General features: G+C 50.6%; 22 protein-coding genes, 1 pseudogene and 1 riboswitch. Of the genes and pseudogenes, 9 read left to right on the top strand and 14 right to left on the bottom strand.

Going from position 1 to position 19,440, the window contains the following annotated elements:
• Positions 1 to 135 precede the first annotated feature (135 nt).
• From NZD86_RS03675 to NZD86_RS03660, 4 genes and pseudogenes are all read left to right on the top strand, one after another.
• Positions 136 to 369: a hypothetical protein gene (locus NZD86_RS03675; RefSeq protein WP_268045150.1), complete on the top strand. Its 234-nt coding sequence runs from the start codon at positions 136 to 138 to the stop codon at positions 367 to 369.
• Positions 359 to 1,885 carry a sodium:solute symporter family protein gene (locus NZD86_RS03670; protein WP_268045149.1) on the top strand — a complete coding sequence of 509 codons (1,527 nt, stop codon included), beginning with the start codon at positions 359 to 361 and terminating at the stop codon, positions 1,883 to 1,885. The genes NZD86_RS03675 and NZD86_RS03670 overlap by 11 nt, the downstream gene beginning before the upstream one ends.
• Before the next feature lie 13 nt (positions 1,886 to 1,898).
• Positions 1,899 to 2,057, top strand: a pseudogene (locus NZD86_RS03665) (methyl-accepting chemotaxis protein); the annotation flags it as partial.
• Positions 2,058 to 2,261: 204 nt separating this feature from the next.
• Positions 2,262 to 2,456 carry a hypothetical protein gene (locus NZD86_RS03660; protein ID WP_268045148.1) on the top strand — a complete coding sequence of 65 codons (195 nt, stop codon included), beginning with the start codon at positions 2,262 to 2,264 and terminating at the stop codon, positions 2,454 to 2,456.
• A 158-nt stretch (positions 2,457 to 2,614) separates the two neighbouring features.
• Here the strand turns inward: NZD86_RS03660 and NZD86_RS03655 are convergent, their stop codons facing one another.
• Both NZD86_RS03655 and NZD86_RS03650 read right to left on the bottom strand, forming a co-directional pair.
• Positions 2,615 to 2,917, bottom strand: coding sequence for a hypothetical protein (locus NZD86_RS03655; protein WP_268045147.1), 303 nt, complete (start codon positions 2,915 to 2,917; stop codon positions 2,615 to 2,617).
• Positions 2,918 to 3,092: 175 nt separating this feature from the next.
• On the bottom strand, positions 3,093 to 4,055 hold the full coding sequence (locus NZD86_RS03650) for a phosphodiester glycosidase family protein (RefSeq protein ID WP_268045146.1): 963 nt from the start codon (positions 4,053 to 4,055) through the stop codon (positions 3,093 to 3,095).
• A gap of 207 nt (positions 4,056 to 4,262) precedes the next feature.
• Between NZD86_RS03650 and NZD86_RS03645 the strand changes: the two genes are divergently transcribed.
• Complete coding sequence (locus NZD86_RS03645) at positions 4,263 to 5,222, top strand: D-2-hydroxyacid dehydrogenase family protein (RefSeq protein WP_268045144.1); 960 nt, start codon at positions 4,263 to 4,265, stop codon at positions 5,220 to 5,222.
• Positions 5,223 to 5,378: 156 nt separating this feature from the next.
• On the opposite strand, the gene NZD86_RS03640 is transcribed toward NZD86_RS03645, so the two are convergent.
• From NZD86_RS03640 to NZD86_RS03630, 3 genes are read right to left on the bottom strand one after another with little or no spacing between them, the layout of a single operon-like run.
• Positions 5,379 to 6,026 (bottom strand): 4-carboxy-4-hydroxy-2-oxoadipate aldolase/oxaloacetate decarboxylase, encoded by a 648-nt coding sequence (locus tag NZD86_RS03640; protein ID WP_268045143.1) that lies wholly within the window; start codon positions 6,024 to 6,026, stop codon positions 5,379 to 5,381.
• 13 nt (positions 6,027 to 6,039) lie between these two features.
• Positions 6,040 to 6,690 (bottom strand): RraA family protein, encoded by a 651-nt coding sequence (locus NZD86_RS03635; RefSeq protein WP_268045141.1) that lies wholly within the window; start codon positions 6,688 to 6,690, stop codon positions 6,040 to 6,042.
• 19 nt (positions 6,691 to 6,709) lie between these two features.
• Positions 6,710 to 8,029, bottom strand: a complete 1,320-nt coding sequence (locus NZD86_RS03630) for an MFS transporter (protein WP_268045140.1) — start codon at positions 8,027 to 8,029, stop codon at positions 6,710 to 6,712.
• Positions 8,030 to 8,225: 196 nt separating this feature from the next.
• On the opposite strand from NZD86_RS03630, the gene NZD86_RS03625 reads away from it, so the two are divergent.
• On the top strand, positions 8,226 to 9,116 hold the full coding sequence (locus tag NZD86_RS03625) for a LysR family transcriptional regulator (RefSeq protein WP_268045139.1): 891 nt from the start codon (positions 8,226 to 8,228) through the stop codon (positions 9,114 to 9,116).
• 99 nt (positions 9,117 to 9,215) lie between these two features.
• Positions 9,216 to 9,518 (top strand): hypothetical protein, encoded by a 303-nt coding sequence (locus tag NZD86_RS03620; RefSeq protein WP_268045138.1) that lies wholly within the window; start codon positions 9,216 to 9,218, stop codon positions 9,516 to 9,518.
• Positions 9,519 to 9,901: 383 nt separating this feature from the next.
• Here the strand turns inward: NZD86_RS03620 and NZD86_RS03615 are convergent, their stop codons facing one another.
• A complete protein-coding gene (locus NZD86_RS03615) occupies positions 9,902 to 10,114 on the bottom strand; it encodes a heavy-metal-associated domain-containing protein (RefSeq protein ID WP_268045137.1) in 213 nt (70 codons plus the stop codon).
• Positions 10,115 to 10,320: 206 nt separating this feature from the next.
• On the opposite strand from NZD86_RS03615, the gene NZD86_RS03610 reads away from it, so the two are divergent.
• Complete coding sequence (locus NZD86_RS03610; protein ID WP_268045136.1) at positions 10,321 to 10,458, top strand: hypothetical protein; 138 nt, start codon at positions 10,321 to 10,323, stop codon at positions 10,456 to 10,458.
• Between the two features lie 324 nt (positions 10,459 to 10,782).
• A riboswitch (cyclic di-GMP riboswitch) is annotated at positions 10,783 to 10,875 on the bottom strand.
• A 238-nt stretch (positions 10,876 to 11,113) separates the two neighbouring features.
• Here the strand turns inward: NZD86_RS03610 and NZD86_RS03605 are convergent.
• Positions 11,114 to 11,416 carry a hypothetical protein gene (locus NZD86_RS03605; protein ID WP_268045135.1) on the bottom strand — a complete coding sequence of 101 codons (303 nt, stop codon included), beginning with the start codon at positions 11,414 to 11,416 and terminating at the stop codon, positions 11,114 to 11,116.
• A 171-nt stretch (positions 11,417 to 11,587) separates the two neighbouring features.
• Between NZD86_RS03605 and NZD86_RS03600 the strand changes: the two genes are divergently transcribed.
• Entirely contained in the window at positions 11,588 to 11,896 is a 309-nt protein-coding gene (locus NZD86_RS03600) for a hypothetical protein (protein WP_268045134.1), read from the top strand.
• 114 nt (positions 11,897 to 12,010) lie between these two features.
• On the opposite strand, the gene NZD86_RS03595 is transcribed toward NZD86_RS03600, so the two are convergent.
• From NZD86_RS03595 to NZD86_RS03565, 7 genes are all read right to left on the bottom strand, one after another.
• On the bottom strand, positions 12,011 to 12,268 hold the full coding sequence (locus NZD86_RS03595) for a YuzB family protein (RefSeq protein WP_268045133.1): 258 nt from the start codon (positions 12,266 to 12,268) through the stop codon (positions 12,011 to 12,013).
• A 141-nt stretch (positions 12,269 to 12,409) separates the two neighbouring features.
• Positions 12,410 to 13,759, bottom strand: a complete 1,350-nt coding sequence (locus NZD86_RS03590; protein WP_268045132.1) for a GH1 family beta-glucosidase — start codon at positions 13,757 to 13,759, stop codon at positions 12,410 to 12,412.
• A 13-nt stretch (positions 13,760 to 13,772) separates the two neighbouring features.
• Positions 13,773 to 14,747, bottom strand: a complete 975-nt coding sequence (locus tag NZD86_RS03585; RefSeq protein ID WP_268045130.1) for an ABC transporter ATP-binding protein — start codon at positions 14,745 to 14,747, stop codon at positions 13,773 to 13,775.
• Complete coding sequence (locus NZD86_RS03580; protein ID WP_268045129.1) at positions 14,708 to 15,739, bottom strand: ABC transporter ATP-binding protein; 1,032 nt, start codon at positions 15,737 to 15,739, stop codon at positions 14,708 to 14,710. The genes NZD86_RS03585 and NZD86_RS03580 overlap by 40 nt, the downstream gene beginning before the upstream one ends.
• On the bottom strand, positions 15,708 to 16,655 hold the full coding sequence (locus NZD86_RS03575; protein WP_268045128.1) for an ABC transporter permease: 948 nt from the start codon (positions 16,653 to 16,655) through the stop codon (positions 15,708 to 15,710). Before NZD86_RS03575 ends, NZD86_RS03580 begins: the two co-directional genes overlap by 32 nt.
• On the bottom strand, positions 16,652 to 17,641 hold the full coding sequence (locus NZD86_RS03570) for an ABC transporter permease (RefSeq protein ID WP_268045127.1): 990 nt from the start codon (positions 17,639 to 17,641) through the stop codon (positions 16,652 to 16,654). Before NZD86_RS03570 ends, NZD86_RS03575 begins: the two co-directional genes overlap by 4 nt.
• A 74-nt stretch (positions 17,642 to 17,715) precedes the next feature.
• A complete protein-coding gene (locus NZD86_RS03565) occupies positions 17,716 to 19,422 on the bottom strand; it encodes an ABC transporter substrate-binding protein (RefSeq protein ID WP_268045126.1) in 1,707 nt (568 codons plus the stop codon).
• Between the last annotated feature and the right edge of the window lie 18 nt (positions 19,423 to 19,440).

The raw sequence follows: 19,440 nt of genomic DNA, 5'->3' as shown, positions 1-19,440 counted from the left end.
ACATATCATGTATGTGGTAATACCTATTATGTTTTCTCTGGAGGCGGTGATTGTTCTTTTCACGACATATATTGAAAACGGTTTCTTATGGAAGTCGAACAAGGTCGGGATTTTTATGAGAAAAGAGGGAGCCCTGTGAGACGTATCATCACAGCATGGATAGTGGCCGTTGTCTTAATTGTTTTCCTATATGTCGGTGCTACGGATATATGGATGAACCACGTTCATCCCACAGTGTTAAGTATGCCTCCTATATACGCTTGGTTTGTCCTTGTTCCGTTGTTGAACCCGCTCATCCTGGGAATCTTGTACTTCTATGACCGCAAACACAATCCCCAACCGATGGAGGTGAGCGACAATGTCGACTAGCATTGTTCTTGGCGTGAGTCTGATCATTGTAATCATCATCACACTGTTCGGCATTTATAGCGGTTCCAGACAAAGCCAGGATCTCGAGGGATGGTTGGTTAATAGCCGAAAGATGGGGTCGTTTCTCGTTTGGTTCTTGCTAGGCAGTGAGATTTATACCGCATTTACGTTTGAGGGTTTGGCTGGCTATGCATATAAAAACGGCGCAGCCGCGTTCTATAATGTTGCATTAAATGACGTGGCTTACGCGATTGGCTTTCTCGTTCTCCCGACTATTTGGATTATTGCGAAGAAATTTGGTTACGTAACGCAATCCGATTTTGTCGCTGGTCGGTATGATAGCCGTGCACTTGGTATCTTTACCGCATTTACGAGTGCAATCATTATGATAGCGTATATCGATCTCAATATCACAGGCCTTTCCGCGGTCATCCAAGTGATTGGCCAAGGATCTATTTCAGCTATATGGGCGGATATAGTCGGATTTATCATTCTAGCTCTCGCGGTGTTCTTCGGCGGGATTCGTGGCAACGCCTGGCAAGCAGCAATCAAGGACATTCTCATGTTCATTGCAGTCGCTGCCATGTTTTTCGTCATCCCCATTCACTACTTCGGATCCTTTGGTCACATGTACACTCAATTTGTTCAGAAAATACCGTCACATTTGGTTCTTCCGGGTGTATCAAAGCATCTCGGACCGACATGGTTGGTAACGACTGTCGTCCTAAATGGTGTCGGCCAATGGATGTGGCCACAATGGTTTGGTGTGTCCTTTACGGCCAAAAGTCCCCGCACTTTAAAGATACAGTCGGTGTTTATGCCTTTCTACCAATTGATCAAGGTGGCAGTGATCACGATTGGTCTGGCGGCAGTCTTGATACTCGGCTTCTCCAAACACATTGATGGCAATAACGTGGTCATGATGCTCGCTGTGAAAACGTTCCCTGAATGGTTCGTGATCGTGTTTACCGTTGCCGCCATGTTATCGGCAATCATCCCAGCAGGCCCCATCATTATGACATCCAGCAGTCTGATTTCCCGGAATGTCGTCCAGGCTCTCCGGCCTAGTATTCGTGAAAGTACCGTCTACAAATTGACAAAGATATTAGTATTCCCACTGACGATCGTCGCGTTGCTCCTTACGCTGGCTATGCCATCGCTCATCGCATCCATTCTACTTGTGGCCTACGATTTTATATCCCAGTTCTTCCCCGCTGTCGTGATTGGAGGTCTGTTCTGGAGGCGGGCCACCAAACAAGGTGTTGTCTGCGGTCTCATCGTCGGCTGGGTTGTCTCCGGCTACCTGGTTTTGAGTCATCACGATCCAATACATGGATGGAATGCAGGGCTGGTTGGACTCCTAGCCAATTGTCTGGTGTTTGTTGGCGTTAGCCTAGTTACCAAACCAGTCGATCAAGATAAAATCACATACTTCTTTAAGGAAGCATTCCCAAAGCAACGTCGTATGGACCCGGACGTATCGTACCCAACGAGTCCCCAAAGGAATCCTTTATAGACATAATTGACCTTTAAATGCATCTATCGAGGCAGCACGAGCCGGAGAACACGGTCGAGGGTTCGCCGTCGTAGCGGATGAAATTCGGAAACTCGCAGAACAATCATCGCACTCTGCACAGGAAATTACAGAATTAGTCAAGACCATACAGTCAGATACCGACGAAGCCGTTCATGCAACGTCCACGACGACAGAACTTCACGGTATAAGCAATCAACCAGAGCGGTCTTCAGACTGCTCTGGTATTCTTCTCTAGTCACCAATTTTCCCCATCCCCACATGCATAAACCACACTAGTTCAACGGAACGATATAATAGAGCGTGAGGTCGTCCTACTCCACAAAAACTTATCTACTATAAAGGAGTCGTGAAAACCGTGCACGCTGCAACTATCATTCTGCTCGTGCTGCTTGGCTTGCTCGTACTCGCGCTTTGTATCATTGCATTCATTGCTTTATCCATATACTGGACTTTACAACCGATTTGGGCAGCACTCGGCAAGGTTTCGATGGGACTCGAGATCATGAAGTTTCTTCATCGCAGGTTTCAGAAATGGCGCAAACGCTCATAGTGTAAACGTCCTTATCCCGGTTGATAGTCAATTCGACTGATCCCTATTCAAATGAAAAAGACCGCCGAAGCGGTCTTTTCCTGCACGTCGTCTGATGTTCATGAGACAAACGCCTACATTACCCTTGTCTCATACTGAAGCTGCCGCGCCATTTGCATTCAGTCATATGTACTTAACCACGGCATTTTTGCACACGCCGTATAGACAGCGTCCTGGAAACTCGGAATTTCGTAAATGCGGCCTTCGATATTTCCGTTTCCCTGACTGCTCTTTATCCATAAATACCAAAGCATATCTTTCTGAACGATCCCGGCCACATCCGCAAACACCCATACCTCGTGACCATCTCTTCGAATTTCCTCCAGCGTTTCATTAAAATGATTTGTTCCAAGCGCAAGATCCTCAGGTTTGCCTAAGCAATACGCAATCATCGTCTGTTCAACGTATGCTACGTGGTCCATAAACCAGACTCCCTCGCTAGAATGTGATTCGTGTTGTTTCAAGGACATGGATCCCACATTTAGATTAGCCGTGAAAGCTCGAAATCTCGTTGAAATAGCGATACACGTGAAACATTCACGGCCCCGTAAAACACCTAAATACACGGACGGACATACGTTGCTCAAGGATCATCCATTAATTCCCCGGCATCACAACCACAGACGTCCCCACAGAACGTGCCCCAACAATGTCCCATGGCGTGTTGACCAATTTACTATTGTTGACCATTTGTGTCGAGGACCCTCCATCCAAGTTGGCGGCAATCACTGCATGATATTTGATCATCACATCTGCAACTTGAGACAAAGAAGCGCCGGGGCCACCTATGCCGCGCCCAGTGGTGACCATCAGGATCACTGTTCCGTCAGCTTCTTGTCCAATCGCAGTTCGAATGTCATATCCTTTGTCAGGAACCCAAACAGGCTTTCCATCTTGAACGATCACGGGACCAAATGACACTGCCTCTTGCACATCCAGCTTCCTCAACTGTGCTACTGTATAATCTCCGGCAATCATTTGCCCCCCTTTTCGGAAAGCAATCACCGTTTGCGCCCCAATATTTGTGATTAATTTCCCGTTGTGCATGGTAACCCCTTCTGGGTCCCCGCCCGTCCCTTTCCAATTCTCGTCATTAAAGCTTCCGCCGTTAATTCCAGCAACTGCGCCAACATCCTTAACCATTGCCTGAACAGTTTCTCCGTGTTGCCCCATATATTTTGTCGTAATGACTTTAATTCGATTAGGATCGCTTACAAGTAAAATATATGCAGAGAAAGTTGAACCTTTGTATTTTTCTGGTTTGATGGAACCATCTCGATTGACAAAGTTCATGTTCTGAATTTGATCGACTGGCTTCGTCACAGAAATGAGATTGTTTGAAAGTGCGTGAGCCTGGATTACAGACTCTGGAAGCGTGAATAACGACAGCGGCTTTAACAAGTAACCATGTCTCGTCTCATCGACAGTGTCTACAACGTATGACTTCAAATTAGGAAATGGTCCGTGAAAAATCCAAAGTGAGCTAGAAATCGCAATATACGCTGCGCCGACAGCGCCCCACGCCCCCCATTTAAATAATCGTCCGGTTTTTCTAGGCATTTTATTTGAGTATTTCGAGTTCTTCATAACAGTACACACCCACTAAGTACATGTCTTTCTAGTTAGACGGTTCATAGATTAAAAATGTCACAGCGATCTCGACTCTTCATTTTTCGCGCGTAGAAAATTACAGTCGGCCTTCGCGTTGAAGCCGCCGTTATTTCAGTTTATTGTAAGTTTAAATTGCTCTACGAGAAGAGGGAAAATATGAAACTTCGCTGTGCTGTATTAGATGATTATCAGCATGTTGCACTATCCATTGCCGACTGGTCTTCCATCACGGATAAAGTGGAGTTGACAACCTTCCACCAACATTTCGATGACGAAGATTCACTGGTCGAAGCCATTCACGACTGTGAAATTGTTGTCATCATGCGAGAGCGCACACCGTTTCGAGCATCCCTTTTCCGTCGTCTCTCACGCTTGAAGCTTCTCGTCACAACCGGAATGCGCAACGCATCCATTGACCTGGCCGCTGCCACGAAGCACGGGGTCGTTGTTTGCGGTACAGAGGGTAGTTCCCATTCCACGGGTGAACTCACGTGGGCACTCATCTTGGGTCTGGCCAAACATATCGTGGAGGAAAACCACGCGCTTCGCACCAACGGAGCATGGCAGAGTACCATCAGTACCGATCTCCACGGCAAAACCCTCGGCATTCTAGGACTTGGGAAAATCGGCAGCCAGGTTGCTCGAATCGGTCTGGCCTTTGGCATGGACATCGTGGCGTGGAGTCAGAACTTGACGGAGGAAAAGGCGCGATCCGTTGGTGTCCGCCTCGCGGAGTCGAAAGAGGCGTTACTGAGGCAAAGTGACTTTGTGTCGATCCATCTTGTGCTCAGTGATCGGACAAGGGGCCTAATTGGCGCCCGAGAACTAAGTCTCATGCGGTCCTCCGCCTATTTAATCAACACGTCTCGGGCGCCAATTGTCGACCAGACCGCTTTAAAAGAAGCTGTGATGAACAATGTGATTGCGGGCGCAGGACTGGACGTTTATGAGATTGAGCCTCTACCGGAGGCAGATGAATTTCGCTCCCTTCCTAATGTTCTTGCAACGCCCCACATTGGATATGTAAGCCAAGATACGTATCGGGTCTGGTATCGCCACGTGGTGGAAAACATTGAGGCATTTTTGGCTGGATCGCCCATACGAATGATGAATTGACGAATCTCTGCGATGGAGTGAGCGGACGTTTCGTTACCGGAACCTTGAAGCGTTTACCGCGACCCGCAAAATTTACCGAAAGGAAGAGGTAGGACCGCTCCAAAACAGCAGCCCACCTCTTCCTTTCGCGAAGCACAACGCAACACAAAGACAAACCTACCACCCGTACAATTCCAAGGTACTGTGGCCTTGCTCCAATTGTTGGAGAATACGATTCTCCTTCTCTTCGCGCTCCTTCGCACGTTGTACTACGTCCGCAATCCTACTTCGGGCAATACTGACCACGCCATCGCGATCACCCACAATCATGTCACCCGGAAAAATAATGGCATTCCCTAATCGTACGGGAACGTTAATCGCCCCGGCAGCATTATGATCCTTACCAGTACCGTGAATGCAGATGCCTCGTGCAAAAATGGGAAAGTTGAGGGTTTCGATTTGGGCTAGATCACGGACACATCCGTTGATCACCAACCCACCAAGGCCACGCTCAAGAGCCGCATGGGTCATGATGTCGCCCCAGTAGCCCGCCTCAAATTCCAAACCCACATCGACAACCAGTACATCTCCTGGTTCCGCTTCATATAAGGCGCGATGTAGCCATAAATTATCGTTTGGCGGTGAAAGCACTGTTGTAGCCTTGCCGCAAATCGACATGCCCGAAGAAATAGGCTTAATTTCCGACGGAAGAGCACCGTACTGCCCAGATGCCTCGTGAAGTGTTGCTGCTGAAAACGCGCGTACTTCCTCTATTAGATGCGAATTCACTTGAACAGCGGTTGTGTCGTGAAGGGTGTTATTCAAATTTCCTCGCCTCCTATTTATGCTGTAAGTTGTGGTAGCCAAATTGTTGGCGGGCTTCTCGGAGACTCACACCGCGGGTAGTAATCGCCTCGCGTATTTGCTCCTCTGCGCCTTCAATTTGTAAGGCTGTTTCAAGTACGACATTTTCTTGTTCTTTTGGAATCACCACAACGCCGTCGATGTCACCCATGACGATGTCTCCAGGTGTGACGCGGATACCTCCCAAGGATACAGGTCCGTTGACATGCTCCACTTGAACACGGTCCTTGCCGGTCCTCATGAACGTGCCACAACTAAAGATGGGATATCCTAATTCCAGGCTTCGTGCGGAATCCCTACACACACCGTGAATGACAGTACCACCGATCTGTTGTTGCGATGCCATCGTTGTGAGAATATCCCCCCAGACGGTGCAGTCCTGCCGTCCAGCGTTATCCAGAACGACGATGTCTCCTGGCTTCACATCGTCGATGTAATCACCAACCGTACCTCGCTCTACGCCAATAGGCCCATATTGAATGGTGAATGCACGTCCAATCAGTCGGAAATTCCGGTCCAACGGTCGTATTCCCACCGCAGTGTTACCGTTAATACCCAACTTGTCCAGAGCGTCCGATACGGTTGGTGTTGATAGTTTCGAAAAGGCTTCTATGATTTTCTCCACTTTTATTCCTCCTAGCAATTCAAGCTGTGATGTCAGACGGTGTAACTGATTCCGGTTTCGCGGTGGTGTGTTTTAATGGTTGGTTTGTTTGAACCAATGCGTACCCGATCACGCCCAATATTGTGATCGCCGCGTTTAGGAGAATCGCGGCATTCCAACCTAGGTCACGCGCAACGATGGGCGCGACGGTCGGCACAATACTAGCTGCGATAAATCCCCACGTATTCATCCATCCTCCGACAGTCGACGTGAATTGACCGCCCAAATCAGTCGCGATCGCCCATGCCAGAGTTTGTGAAAACCCTGCTGTTCCTAAGGCGATGCTGATCCACACGATGTCACTTATCGCAGATGTAGTGGTCGTGCTAATGACGAGGGAAATCCCCGAAATTAAGAGCCCCACGATGCTGATGAGGTTCCTGGATTTATATTTGGACCAGCCTCGTTTCATCAATGCGTCGCTCACGGTACCGGCAAAGAACACCGCAATGGTGATGGATATCCAAGGAATCGACGTGTAGAATCCCATTGACTTAAATGACAAATGTCTAGATGCCTGAAGGTAGTAAGGCAACCAATAAATAAAGAACTGTACCACCCACAAGGTTGAGAAGTAGCCAAGGGCGATCATCCAGAAGGACCTTTGCCGTAGGAACAAGCCCCAAGGAGCAATTTTCTTTTGACCGTCCCCTTGCTCAACCCCGTCGTTCCTTATCAGTGCTAATTCTTCTGAATTAACTCGAGCGTGCTGCTCGGGCCGACTTCGCATCTGGATAAACCATAAGACGGCTACGACTAGTCCCAGAATTCCCGCCAGATAAAAGGTCCACCGCCACCCAAGCGCTACGGCGACGGCGACGATAATCGGCGGTCCCACGATGTTCGACAGAAAGGAACCGCCATTCATCAGCGAGTTCGCCCTGCCCCGTTCCTTTTTGGTGAACCAGTTCGCGAAAAAGTGATTTCCGCTTGGGAATAAGGGTGCTTCACCGACACCGAAAAAGAATCGGACGATGGCGAGCGATACAAACGTACCGGCGGCGCCGGTAAAGAATGTGAAAATGGACCATAAAATCAATGAAAAAGTTAGGATAGAACGAGACCCATATCGTTCAACCAGCAAAGAACCAGGGATTTGGAAAATGAAATATCCCACTGAAAATACGGTCGTCATCACGCCAAATTGAATGGGTGAAATGTGAATCGCTTTCATAATTGGACTGGCATTGACGGAAAAGTTTGCTCTGTCCAAGTAGGCCACAAAGCAAAGTAGTAAGACAAGAAAGCCTCCATACCACCTCACATTAGTGGGCTTTGATATAGGGTCCTTTTGTGACACGCCAACCGACCTCCCATCTACATCATCATACGCATTGACAGCGAATGCTCTCTGTCCTATGAAGCGCTTACTTACTGATACACTCATTCAGGAAGCGCTTTCGTACATATACGATAAATCCTCGTGACGTGATTGTAAAATTAAAGTTTTTCACATATATTATCGATTATATCGATATTTTAATGAGGGTGACCGAATGGAGATTTGGGAAATTGAAGCGTTCCTGGCCATTGCACGGACACGAAGTCTTACCGAGGCAGCAAAGACACTTCATCTGTCTCAGTCGACCGTGAGCCATCGTCTAAAAAAATTGGAACTGAGTATGAAGGCAAAACTAGTCGAACGGCACAAGGGTCATCGTGAAATTCAGCTCACGCCAATGGGCGAAGAATTTTCAACAATTGCCGAAAAATGGAACGACCTGATGCGCGAAGTGGAAATTCTACAAAATCATGGTCCGCGCATCTCTTTGTCTATTGGAGCCGTTGATAGCCTCAATGCGTTTGTCTTGCCGCCTTTATATCGGATGCTCAATGCACAAACGAATCCAGTCATACTTCGAATACGGACGCACCAAACGGTAGAGTTGTATGAATTGCTGGAACAGCGTGAGGTGGATGTCGCTTTCGTGCTCCAGGAGCGGTATTATTCCAGTTTGGAAGTCAAACGAGTATTCAGCGAGCCGATGGTGGTTCTCACGCCTTACCATGGGGCTATCCAAACGGAGCCTGGCTCAGAGTTGCATCCTCAAGATTTGGACTCGTCCAATGAGTTGTATATCAATTGGGGTTCCGAGTATCAACTTTGGCATGACCAGTGGTGGGATCCCCTGTGCCCATTTCGAGTCCGCGTAGATACCGCACAACTCATTTTGGCCCTGATGCACAAGCCCGAACACTGGGCCATTGTACCGATATCCATGGCACGCTCCCTTTCAGAGGACAAGCGGTTCAAATTCCACCATTTGTCCGCGCCACCACCGGATCGAATTTGTTATCGAGTGAAGCGTAGAACACCCAAATCTAGTACAATGCAGGGGCTCGATCTCTTAGATACTCTGTTGGAACAACTGAATCTCGTAAAGTAGTGTACATGCGACTGAAACGTAAATAGTCTATCGTTATTATGAAACACCGACATCACTAATATCCACACTTGCATATCCAGCGTTAAAGGAAGTGTAACATTGCGGTCTTTAATTTCTGCCTCAGATGCTTGCGAAATGGCAATTAGACACATGGCCGCCCGAATTGGTGCCGAACCCGATGAAGGAAAATGGATGATTGATGAATGCCGACTAGCAACTTTTTTTCATGATTGTGATTGGTATCCGGAAGGTATGAATTTTGCCTTCAACGGAGACGTTCCACTCGTGTACCGTGCTGTGGTACTCTACAAGTCACCCGGTAGGTTATCGAAACACGAAGTAAAGATGATCATATCGGTCGATGCAGAGACCGGAGAGTTTCGGGGGTATCAGCCTGCTTAGGCCTCAGACCGCCTCCATCCTTATCAGGACTCGGGGTGGCAGGTTAAGGTCGTGAGGTTGTGCGGACGCATGGTCAAGGCCGCCGTCCCCGCCATGCCCGGGGAGTAGCGGATGTTCATCAGAGGAACGACAGGCCCTTATCGACCAGAATTGGGCCATCACAGAGTGATTAAAGGAACGCGGTTCCTTTGTGTGGACGCGTCCCCTGCGTTCGGGGACTCAAGAGTGGAAATTGGGGAATCAGGGTGCGTTATTAGGCTTGTAGATCGAAAAGGCGGGGATCAAGGGAGCACCAGGGTCTTATCCTAACCACATGTCGGTGGTGGTGGGCAGTGGTCTCCCGGTTGCAATGAACAGTTTTCTCGATGACCCCGAGCGGCGCCTTAGGCGCCGACATCGTATCCTGCATCCTCAACGGCGCTTCTGAGGGCGTCCAGTGTCACGACATGCTCATCATAGATCACTTGCGCTTCATTCTTGTCGAGGCTCACATCAACTTTTTGAACGCCATCTACCGACTCGAGTGCGTTCGTCACGGCATTGACACATCCAGAACAGCTCATTCCTTGAATTGCGATGTGTGTTGTTGTCATCATTGATCACTCCTCATGTAGTATGCTGGGATTCATGCTTTCAATCATCTGTTCCACACTGCGAACAACTTGCCCTTCGGTACGTCAAACGCGCGTGAGCAATTGCTTCTGTTCAGACGCATATCCGTGTGCCACGCATGCATCACCGCGAGTCTATTTGTGTTCATTATACCCATGTGGGGTATTCGGGGGCAAATTGTCCGGAGCGTGTGGCGAGGATTGGGGAAGATGCCGTCGGTGGAGCGTTCTCGCAGGGGCTGGGGATCGTCAAGAAAATGGGGCTTGTCCCCGTGCCATCAAACGATGACACGGGGATAAGCCCCATGGATGTATCAATTTGTACGTAGAAACCCGTTTATCTTAACCTGCTCTCGAGGAGTATGTTCTGGAATTTGTGGAAGTCATATTCCTCTTCCGGCGATACGGATACCGTGCAGATTTGTTCGTTTAACCGACTGTTGACCAGCTTGTAGGTTCGATGACCGCCGTCGGAATCCTCAGTAACAATGGATAGATGATGCATTTTGTGCTTCCTCGAGGTGTCAGACACCCGCATTTCGTATTCATTCCATTGGATTCCGGAAAATGGAATTGTACTCACGTAAACCCTTTCTTACTTCGATGTAGGAGGCATATACATCCCTCGGAAACAACAAGGAAGCGAAGGTATATTGTGCAGCTGGCTGGCATGATTGGTCGTCACCCAAACGTAGCCCCTGATAGCTTTGCGTCGCCGAATTTCTTCGGGTATGCCCCTATGTATTTTTAACATGACAATTCGAGTTGTAGCGCACGATTCGAACGTTGTACATGGCTAAAACGCACCATGGATAGGAAAAGGGCCCTTAAGGCGGGGTTTCCAGATGTGATCTATCAGGTCTCCGCCCTATCGCCCGATTGTTGGTGAAACGACATGGGGTTGACAATGGTATCGTGAGTCCGTGGAAGTGGATGGCCTACATAAGTAGGACTGCCTAGGTACTTCCGAGCGAGGCTAAAGCGTCAAAGGGCAATTTTACGCTCTTCCATTTCATCACCCGGGATGACCTGGGCTTTGGTGAGCGTGATTTTGTCAGGAACCGTTGTCAACAGAGTTTGAAGGACTGACAATGCGTCGTCTGTCGATGACTCTGATGTAAACGCGAGAACGGCAATGTAGATTCTTTGGTGTATGTTGTAGTACATGACGGATCGGAATCCTGTTAGTGCTTTGACAAACTGGTCCAGTCGATATGTTTCCTGCAGAACCTCTTCATGTGGTCTGGAAGTAAACCACTCTATAACAATCCCATGTGGTCCAGTCACAATTACACCTCCATTCTGCCTTGTAAGGGCGAATCCATCATACTACAACGCGATCGTTATTGGAATTGCTCGAAAATAAAATTAATTTATTTCATGTGAACATCGCATCCCATCGATTGATTTGAGCAGGATAGACATACAGGGAAGCACAAATGAAATGGAGGATGAGGGATGGAAGGAAAGACGGACGGATCGCAGCAGCCGTTGTATCAGGTTGGCTCGTATACACAGGAGATTGAAAATACATTGTTCCAGATTTCGGAACAATTGCGCGATGAGGGACGACAGGCATGGGTTACACCCGTTGATGCAGAAGTTCCCACATGGTCTGTCACAGTTGGTTCCAAGGCAGCTCCTCTGACCATTTATGACGTCGAGGAAAATCGAAGTGAGGACGCGCAGGATGATACGCCAGGTTTGAATGTACAACTGACCACTCGCGAAGCAGTGGACAAATGGGTTGATAGGACTTTTGAATAAACCGTGAAATGGGGTCTTGGATAAATGGGCGGGATCGACAACCCGCTCGTACGTTTCCCACAGGCCGTAGGTTAGGACGAACGGTGGATACGTCCAGAGGGTGGTGGCCGAAATTCACTCAAACTCGTCCATTAATGCAAATTCGTATTCGATTCTCTGCTTGATTTTCTCGTAGCATGTGTCCGGGTCCCGATCAAACACGATGTGGCCGTTGACGTATGCGTACGGACTCACATGGCACAAGCCACATTTGCTCAGACATTCCGATCTCAACACCGACACCCCGGGATACAGCGACTCGAGCTCTTCCAGATTGAACCCGCTCATCAAGCTACTATCACACACTTCGACAATGACGATTCCCATTCCCATTCGATAACCCCCATTCTTCACGCATTGTACGTGTCTGGAGCCAGGAGTGCAAAAAATGACGCGCATCCTCACAGACGCGCGCCAATGACCGGCATGTTGTTCACATATGCATTCCTAGTTTCTCCAACGTGGTTCGTTCCGTTACTCACGGTTGAACGCAATTTGCCCGCTGTACCATTTTCCGCTGTCCTTGACCGTCCTCTTCTGTGTTTCGTAGTCGACGTGAACCATGCCGAACCGCTTTGAATAACCGTGAGCCCATTCAAAATTGTCCATAAACGACCATAAGTAGTACCCGTGAAGCGGACCGCCCTCGTCGACAAACTGACGGGCTGCCAGCAAATGATCCGCAATGTAGTCCAGTCTACGGGCATCGTGAACGGCTCCGCTCACGGTGTCATCGTGAAAAGCGGCCCCGTTTTCCGTGATATACAGTGGTAAGTTGCCTGTGTAGTCAGAGGATATCCACTTGAGGAGGCGATAAAGCGAGTTCGGGTGAACCTCCCAACCCATTTCCGTTTTGACCTCTGCCGGGACATTCACATGATACACGCCAAGTAACGGGTCCGCGTCATCTGCGCCCACAATTGCTCGCGTATAGTAGTTCACACCTAGAAAGTCAATCGGTTGTGCGATTGTGTCGAAGTCGCCGGATCGCAGAAAATCAACGCCTCCAACCCGAGTGTTGACCCACTCCAGCATGTCTTCCGGGTAGGATTTGCGAAATATGGGATCCAGGAACCAGCGGTTGGAAAACCCGGATAGACGTGTTGCCGCCTCTCGATCCGCTTGGGCGTCTGTCACGGGATCCACCCATGTGAAGTTGAGTGTGATACCGATGTCACCGTGATAGCCGCCAGCGCGGTATGCCTGGACAGCCAACCCGTGCGACAATAAGAGGTGGTGCGCGGCCGTGAGTGCTTCCCGCCAGTCCGTGTGACCAGGTGCGTGTTCACCTAGGCCGTAGCCGAGAAAGGACACGCACCACGGTTCGTTGTGTGTGATAAAGTGTGGGACGAGATCGGCGAGTTCCATGTACACTCGTGAGGCATATTCCGCAAAATAGTTTATCGTGTCGCGATTGACCCAGCCGCCTTGGTCTTCGATCCACTGCGGCAAGTCCCAATGGTAGAGCGTGACGGCGGGATCGATATTCGCTTCGTGAAGCGCTTCTAGCACGCGTCTGTAGAAGTCCACGCCCTTTTGATTGAACTTGCCCTTCTCGGGAAAAATCCGCGGCCACGCGATGGATAGACGGTAGGCGGGAATAGCAAGATCGCGCATGAGGGCGATGTCTTCCTGGAAGCGATGGTAGTGATCGCACGCGATGTCGCCCGTGTGACCTTGATACACCTTCCCTGGCGTGTGTGAGAATCGGTCCCATATGGACTCCCCGCGGCCGTCCTCACGGTATGCCCCTTCAATCTGATACGATGCCGCCGCGACACCAAAAAGAAAGTCGCGTGGAAACTGAATATACGATCTCGACATGCACCCACATCCTTTATGCTAGATTCGACGCGTAGTGGCACGCGACGAAATGATTCGTCGTCAGCTCGCGCAGGACAGGTACTTCGGTTCTGCAGTCCGGTTTCACGAACGGACAGCGATGTGCGAATGGGCAACCCGTCCGTCCTTCCAGCAGATTTGGGGCTTCGTTGCTCGTTTCAGGCAACTGCGAATTCCAGTTGCTTCCTGGCGTCGCCGCGAACATGAGCCGCGTGTACGGATGAAACGGTTGCTCGATGAGCATCCGCGATGGGGCGCTTTCCATGACGCGCCCACCGTACATGACCATGATCCTGTCGCCAAAGTACCGGGCAGAGGAGAGATCGTGTGTGATGTATAGATAGGATAGGTTGAAATCGCGCTTCAACTGATTCAGCAGTTCGAGAATGCCCGCTCGAATGGACACATCGAGCATCGAGATAGGTTCGTCAGCCACAACGAATGAGGGGTTCACAGCCAGTGCGCGCGCTATGGCCAGCCTTTGTCTCTGTCCACCCGAGAGTTCATGCGGGAACTTGACCCGGAACTCGTCAACAGGTGCCAGACCCACACGAGAGAGGAACTCGTCGACTTGCCGACTCACTTCCGTTCCGTTACCGCCGCGGTACTTCTTCAAGGGAAACACGAGATGCTTTTCAACGGTCCTAACTGGATTCAGAGATCCGAACGGATCCTGAAACACCATTTGCGCAGTCCTTCGGTAGTCCGTGAGCGCGGATCCTCTCATGTGTGTGATATCACGGCCCCCGACACGGATGGTGCCTGCCGATGGTTCGAGGATGCGAACGAGTGAACGCCCGATGGTGCTCTTCCCGCTTCCGGACTCACCAACGAGTGCCAGTACTTCACCTGGCTCAATCGTGAAGCTGACATCGTCGACGGGTGTGATAAACTTGCGCTCACCTCGCTGACGAACGGGAAAGCGAACGGTTAAATGGTCAACTTCGACGAAGGCTGTCTTCTCATCCATGTGTCATCGTCCCCTCCCTTCTCCTCGCCATAAAGGTGACACTCGACCCTTGCATGCGGCAATTCGTACAACGAAGGGCGGACACTTCGACACTTGTCTGTCGCATGCGGGCACCGCGGGTGATAGGCACAACCGCTTGGCAACCGCAGCAAATCAGGTGGATGTCCTGCGATCCCCTGGATCTGGACGTCTTCAAGCGTCAACTTCGGAATGGCGCGCATGAGCCCTTCCGTGTACGGATGGTGTGGCACGTCCCGATCCAACGCGTGTGCGTCCGTATTTTCGACAATGCGCCCTGCGTACATAATGGCAATCCGCGAGGCAAGTTCTGCCACAAGGCTAAAGTCATGGCTGATGAACAAGATGGCGAACCCGTGCTCTCTTTGCAGTTCTTGAATTTGGTTGAGAATCGACCGCTGTACGACGACATCCAAAGCGGTTGTCGGCTCATCCATGATGACGAGGGACGGCTCGAGGGCAATGGCAATGGCGATGACAACCCGTTGCCGCATGCCTCCGGATAGCTCATGGGGGAAACTCGCCAGGTGCTTTTCGTCAATTCTCACCAGCTTAAGCAAATCGATGGAGCGGGCCTTTGCTTCTGCGTAGGACATCCCTTTGCGATGGCTCCGAAACGTGTCAACCAGTTGCTTTTCAATTGTCATCACCGGGTTGAGTGCGGTCATGGCACTCTGAAACACCATGGACATTTTGTTCCACCGGAACGTTCGAAGCTCTTTCTTGCCAAGCGCGTAGATGTCCTGTCCCATGACGCGGATGGTCCCTTTCGTCAGACGTGCATTGTTGCGAAGAAGGCGCATGATGGCGTTGGCCAAAGTTGACTTACCCGATCCCGATTCCCCTATCAGCCCAACCACCGTATTGGGATAGACCTTTAAACTCACGTCGCTGACAGCTTGCACGGGCCCAGACAGCGATTCGTATACCACCGAGACATCGTCAAGCTCCAAGACTGGCGTGTTTGCGTCCACGACGTTTTCCTCCTTGCTGGCGCAACCGCGGATTTGTCAATTGATCAATGCTGAAATTCATGAGGACAAGTGCGAGTCCAACCAATGCGATGCCGAGGCCGGGTGGAATCACCCAAAACCAATCTCCGTTGAGCAGTGCACCACCGGACTGAGCCCAGTACAGCATCGTCCCCCAGCTGACAGAATTCACACTCTCGAGTCCCAGGAAAGCCAATCCTGATTCGGCCAAAATAGCACCCAAGCAAGCAAAAATGATATTTGACGCGATAACGCTCGTCATATTTGGAATGATTTCAGTCACCATGATCCGGACACCGGATGCACCGGATAGTTTAGCCGCGGTCACAAACTCCCGGTTTCTCAAGGACATCGTCTGGGACCGAAACACCCGGGCCCCCCAGGCCCATCCTGTGACACCGATAATTAAGCCGTTTAGCCAGGGCGTGCTGTTGTGAATCATCGATTCAATGACAATGAGCAGTGCCAGGCTAGGCAACACAAGAAAAATGTTTGTGATGAAGTTGAGAATGGTGTCCGTCCATCCCCCGCGGTAACCGGCCGTCACACCGAACGCGAGCCCGATGACGGTTGAGAGAATGCCCGCTCCGATCCCGACGGTCAACGTCGACCTGGCGCCGTAAACGAACTGGGAAAAAATGTCCTGTCCGGTCGCTGTGGTCCCGAACAGATGTCCGTCCCCTGGGGGAAGGTTCATCATGAACTGGGTCGACAGCGGATCGTCTGGGGCAATCAGTGGTGCAAAGATGGCCACAACGATGAACAAAAGAAATAAGCAAAGCCCCACGATAGATTTCGCGTCCGTCAAGAAAATTCTCCAGAAGCGATTTCCCCGTTTTCGTCTGACGTGCGGGACGTCGGGCAGCGTGGTGGACGGTTGCATCGGTTCCGTCATCATACAGCGGCACCCCCAGTTCGAACACGTGGGTCGAGGCGACCGTACAGAATATCAACGACGAGGTTGGCCAGCAGGACGGATACGGCGATGACGAGAAATGCCCCTTGAATAAGCGGGTAATCTTGCTGTAAAACAGCGGCGTTCAACTGTGCACCGATGCCGGGATAGGAAAAGACGACCTCGGTGAGAATGGAACCGCTGACGACGTTGCCGATGGCGATGGCAAAACTCGTGATTTGCGGCAGGATGGCGTTTCGGGCAGCGTACATCAAAACCAGCCTGGACGTCTTTACGCCCTTTGCCTCAGCAAAGACGACATAGTCTTCTCCCAAGGTCAAAATCATGTTGTTCCGCATGCCAATGAGCCAGCCGCTGAATGAGCCAAGAAAAATGGTGATGGCAGGAAGAACGGCGTGTTTTAATGCACTGAGAATAAAAGGCGCACGAAATGATGGTCGCAGGTTATCCGCATAGCCGCGAGCAATGGGAAACCAACCAAGTTTAAATGCAAAGAAATACAGGAGGAGTAGGCCGGTCCACATGTACGGCGCTGCTTGGACGAATAGCGACGCAATAGGCAGCGTCGTATCGAGCGCCTTCCCCCGCCTCCACGCGATGTAAATGCCAAATCCTGTGCCAAGGAAAACGGACACCAGTGTCGTCCCGCCAACAAGTAGGACAGTCCAGGGCAAGCTGTGTCCGATCACAGTCGTAGTCGGTGTGGGGTAATAGGTGAAGGATAGTCCCCAATGTCCCGAAATGAGACCTTTCAAGTAGCTAAAATACTGGACGATGAGGGGCTGGTCACTAAACCCAAATTGTAACTCAAGCGCCTTCATTGCCTGCGGGGATAAGTTGTTCTGGAACTTCGCAAACATGGCGTCCGCCGGGTTTCCCGGCATCATGCGCGGCAAGATAAAGTTGATGGTCACAGCCGCCCAAACGGATACGACGAAAAACAGACAACGGTTCAGGGCATATCGCATGATGCACCTCCCACATATCGCGCTGAAGTGAGGAGCTGGCGGAGAGCGCGTCATCGTCCTCTCCGCCTCGGTGGTCAGGACGTCGGCTTGAGGTCCATGAGGATGATCTCGGGCGCTGGCCAAGCCCACGGCGCCGGTGTGACATACGGATTTTGTGCGTCAGGCCACCCCGTGTACTGGCTGTCGTTGTACTCATACCAGGTTGCACCGTATACGAGCGGGATGGTTGGTAGCTGTTCAGCAACGATGCGCTCAACTTTGTAGATATCCTGCTTTTGTTTGGTGGTGTCCGTCGTTTGCGAGAAATCTGACAGTGCTGCGTCCGTCGTCGGATCGCTCCACTGTTCATAGTTGAATTGACCTGTTTTGCCGAAAACGGTTTGGTAGATATAGTACGGATTCGGTCCGCCGCCGGAAGAGGCGACTGCCAAATCAAACTTGTGATCTTTAAGGGCTGCTTCGTATCCGGCATATTGTTGCTGCTGCACCTGAACTTTGATGCCAATTTTCCCGAGCTGCTGGGCGAGCAGTTGTGCGTCCATATCCCAATCCGTCCAGCCGGCAACGACCTGCAGTGTGAAGGAAAGCGGTTTGCCATCCGGGGTTTGATAGACGCCGCTGCTATTCTTTTTGTAACCTGCACTTTGCAGGAGTTTCTCGGCGCCGGTGGGATCGTAGGTGAATGACTGATCCGCCTGCGGGAGATTCGGATCCATCCAATCTTGGTTGTTCGGCAACAGAACGGCGGTCGGACTAGCAACCTTCTCGTATCCATACTCGCCCTTTTGCGAGATGTCGTCGCGGTTGATGGCCATGCTCATGGCCTTGCGAACAACCGGTTGACTGAGAATAGGATTCTTGAGGTTCGGCACGAGCATGACGTCGTTATTCGGCGGGAACCAATACTTGTTGTGACTGCTCTTCGACGTAAAGACCTTATCGATGTTTGGAATGAATGCCCCACCCCAGGCAACGCCGCCTTGCGCCAGCGCCAGGTCCGCTGTGTCATTGCTGCTGTATGCTGGGAAATTCAACTCTGGGACAGATGGCTTGCCAAGGTAGTAGTTGTCATTGGCTTTAAACTTGTAATCCTGGGCGGAGAAGGAGTCTAGGACATACGGCCCGGTGCCGACTGGCTTGTCGTTGCTGTATTTCGACGGATCGGGTACGGAGGACCAAATGTGCTCGGGAACGATGAGTGTTTGCACGACGTACATAGCAAACGGCACATCCGCCTTTTTAAACGTGAAGACGACCTCATTGTCCCCGCTTGCCTTGACATCCGTCAGCTCTGACCAGACGCCGTTCGTGTCGATAGCCGGATACTTCTTCAGCAAATCGAAAGTGAAGACGACGTCTTTCGACGTGAATGGCTGTCCATCCGTCCACTTGACGTTGTCGCTAAGCGTCACAGTCAGTGTTTTGTTGCCGTTGCTCCACGACATGTCTTTTCCAAGCAAACCGTATTTTTCTGGCCCGACTATGTTGTAATAGAAAAGTGGTTCGTAAATGAAACCAGACGTCCCGCCATTTGCAGTGGTTGCCGCTTCAAACGGGTTAAAGTTGTCTTGGAAACTACCATACGGTGCGGGCACAATCGTCAGCGCGGCACCTTGCCCGGAACCGCTCGATGTGGATGGCGAAGTGTTTGATGTCGTCGTCGTGCCATTCGTATCAGACGAATTACTGCTCGGACTTCCACCCGACGAACAGCCTGCTAGGCCTGCCGTCATCACAGCGACTGCACCGGTCACAAGACCGACTTTCCATGTGTTCAACACGTATTTTCCCCCTCTCAA

Source organism: Alicyclobacillus dauci (assembly GCF_026651605.1).
In the GTDB taxonomy this organism is placed as follows: Bacteria; Bacillota; Bacilli; order Alicyclobacillales; family Alicyclobacillaceae; genus Alicyclobacillus; species Alicyclobacillus dauci.
Note: the sequence above shows the minus strand (reverse complement) of the source record. Positions and strands in the feature narration are given on the sequence as shown.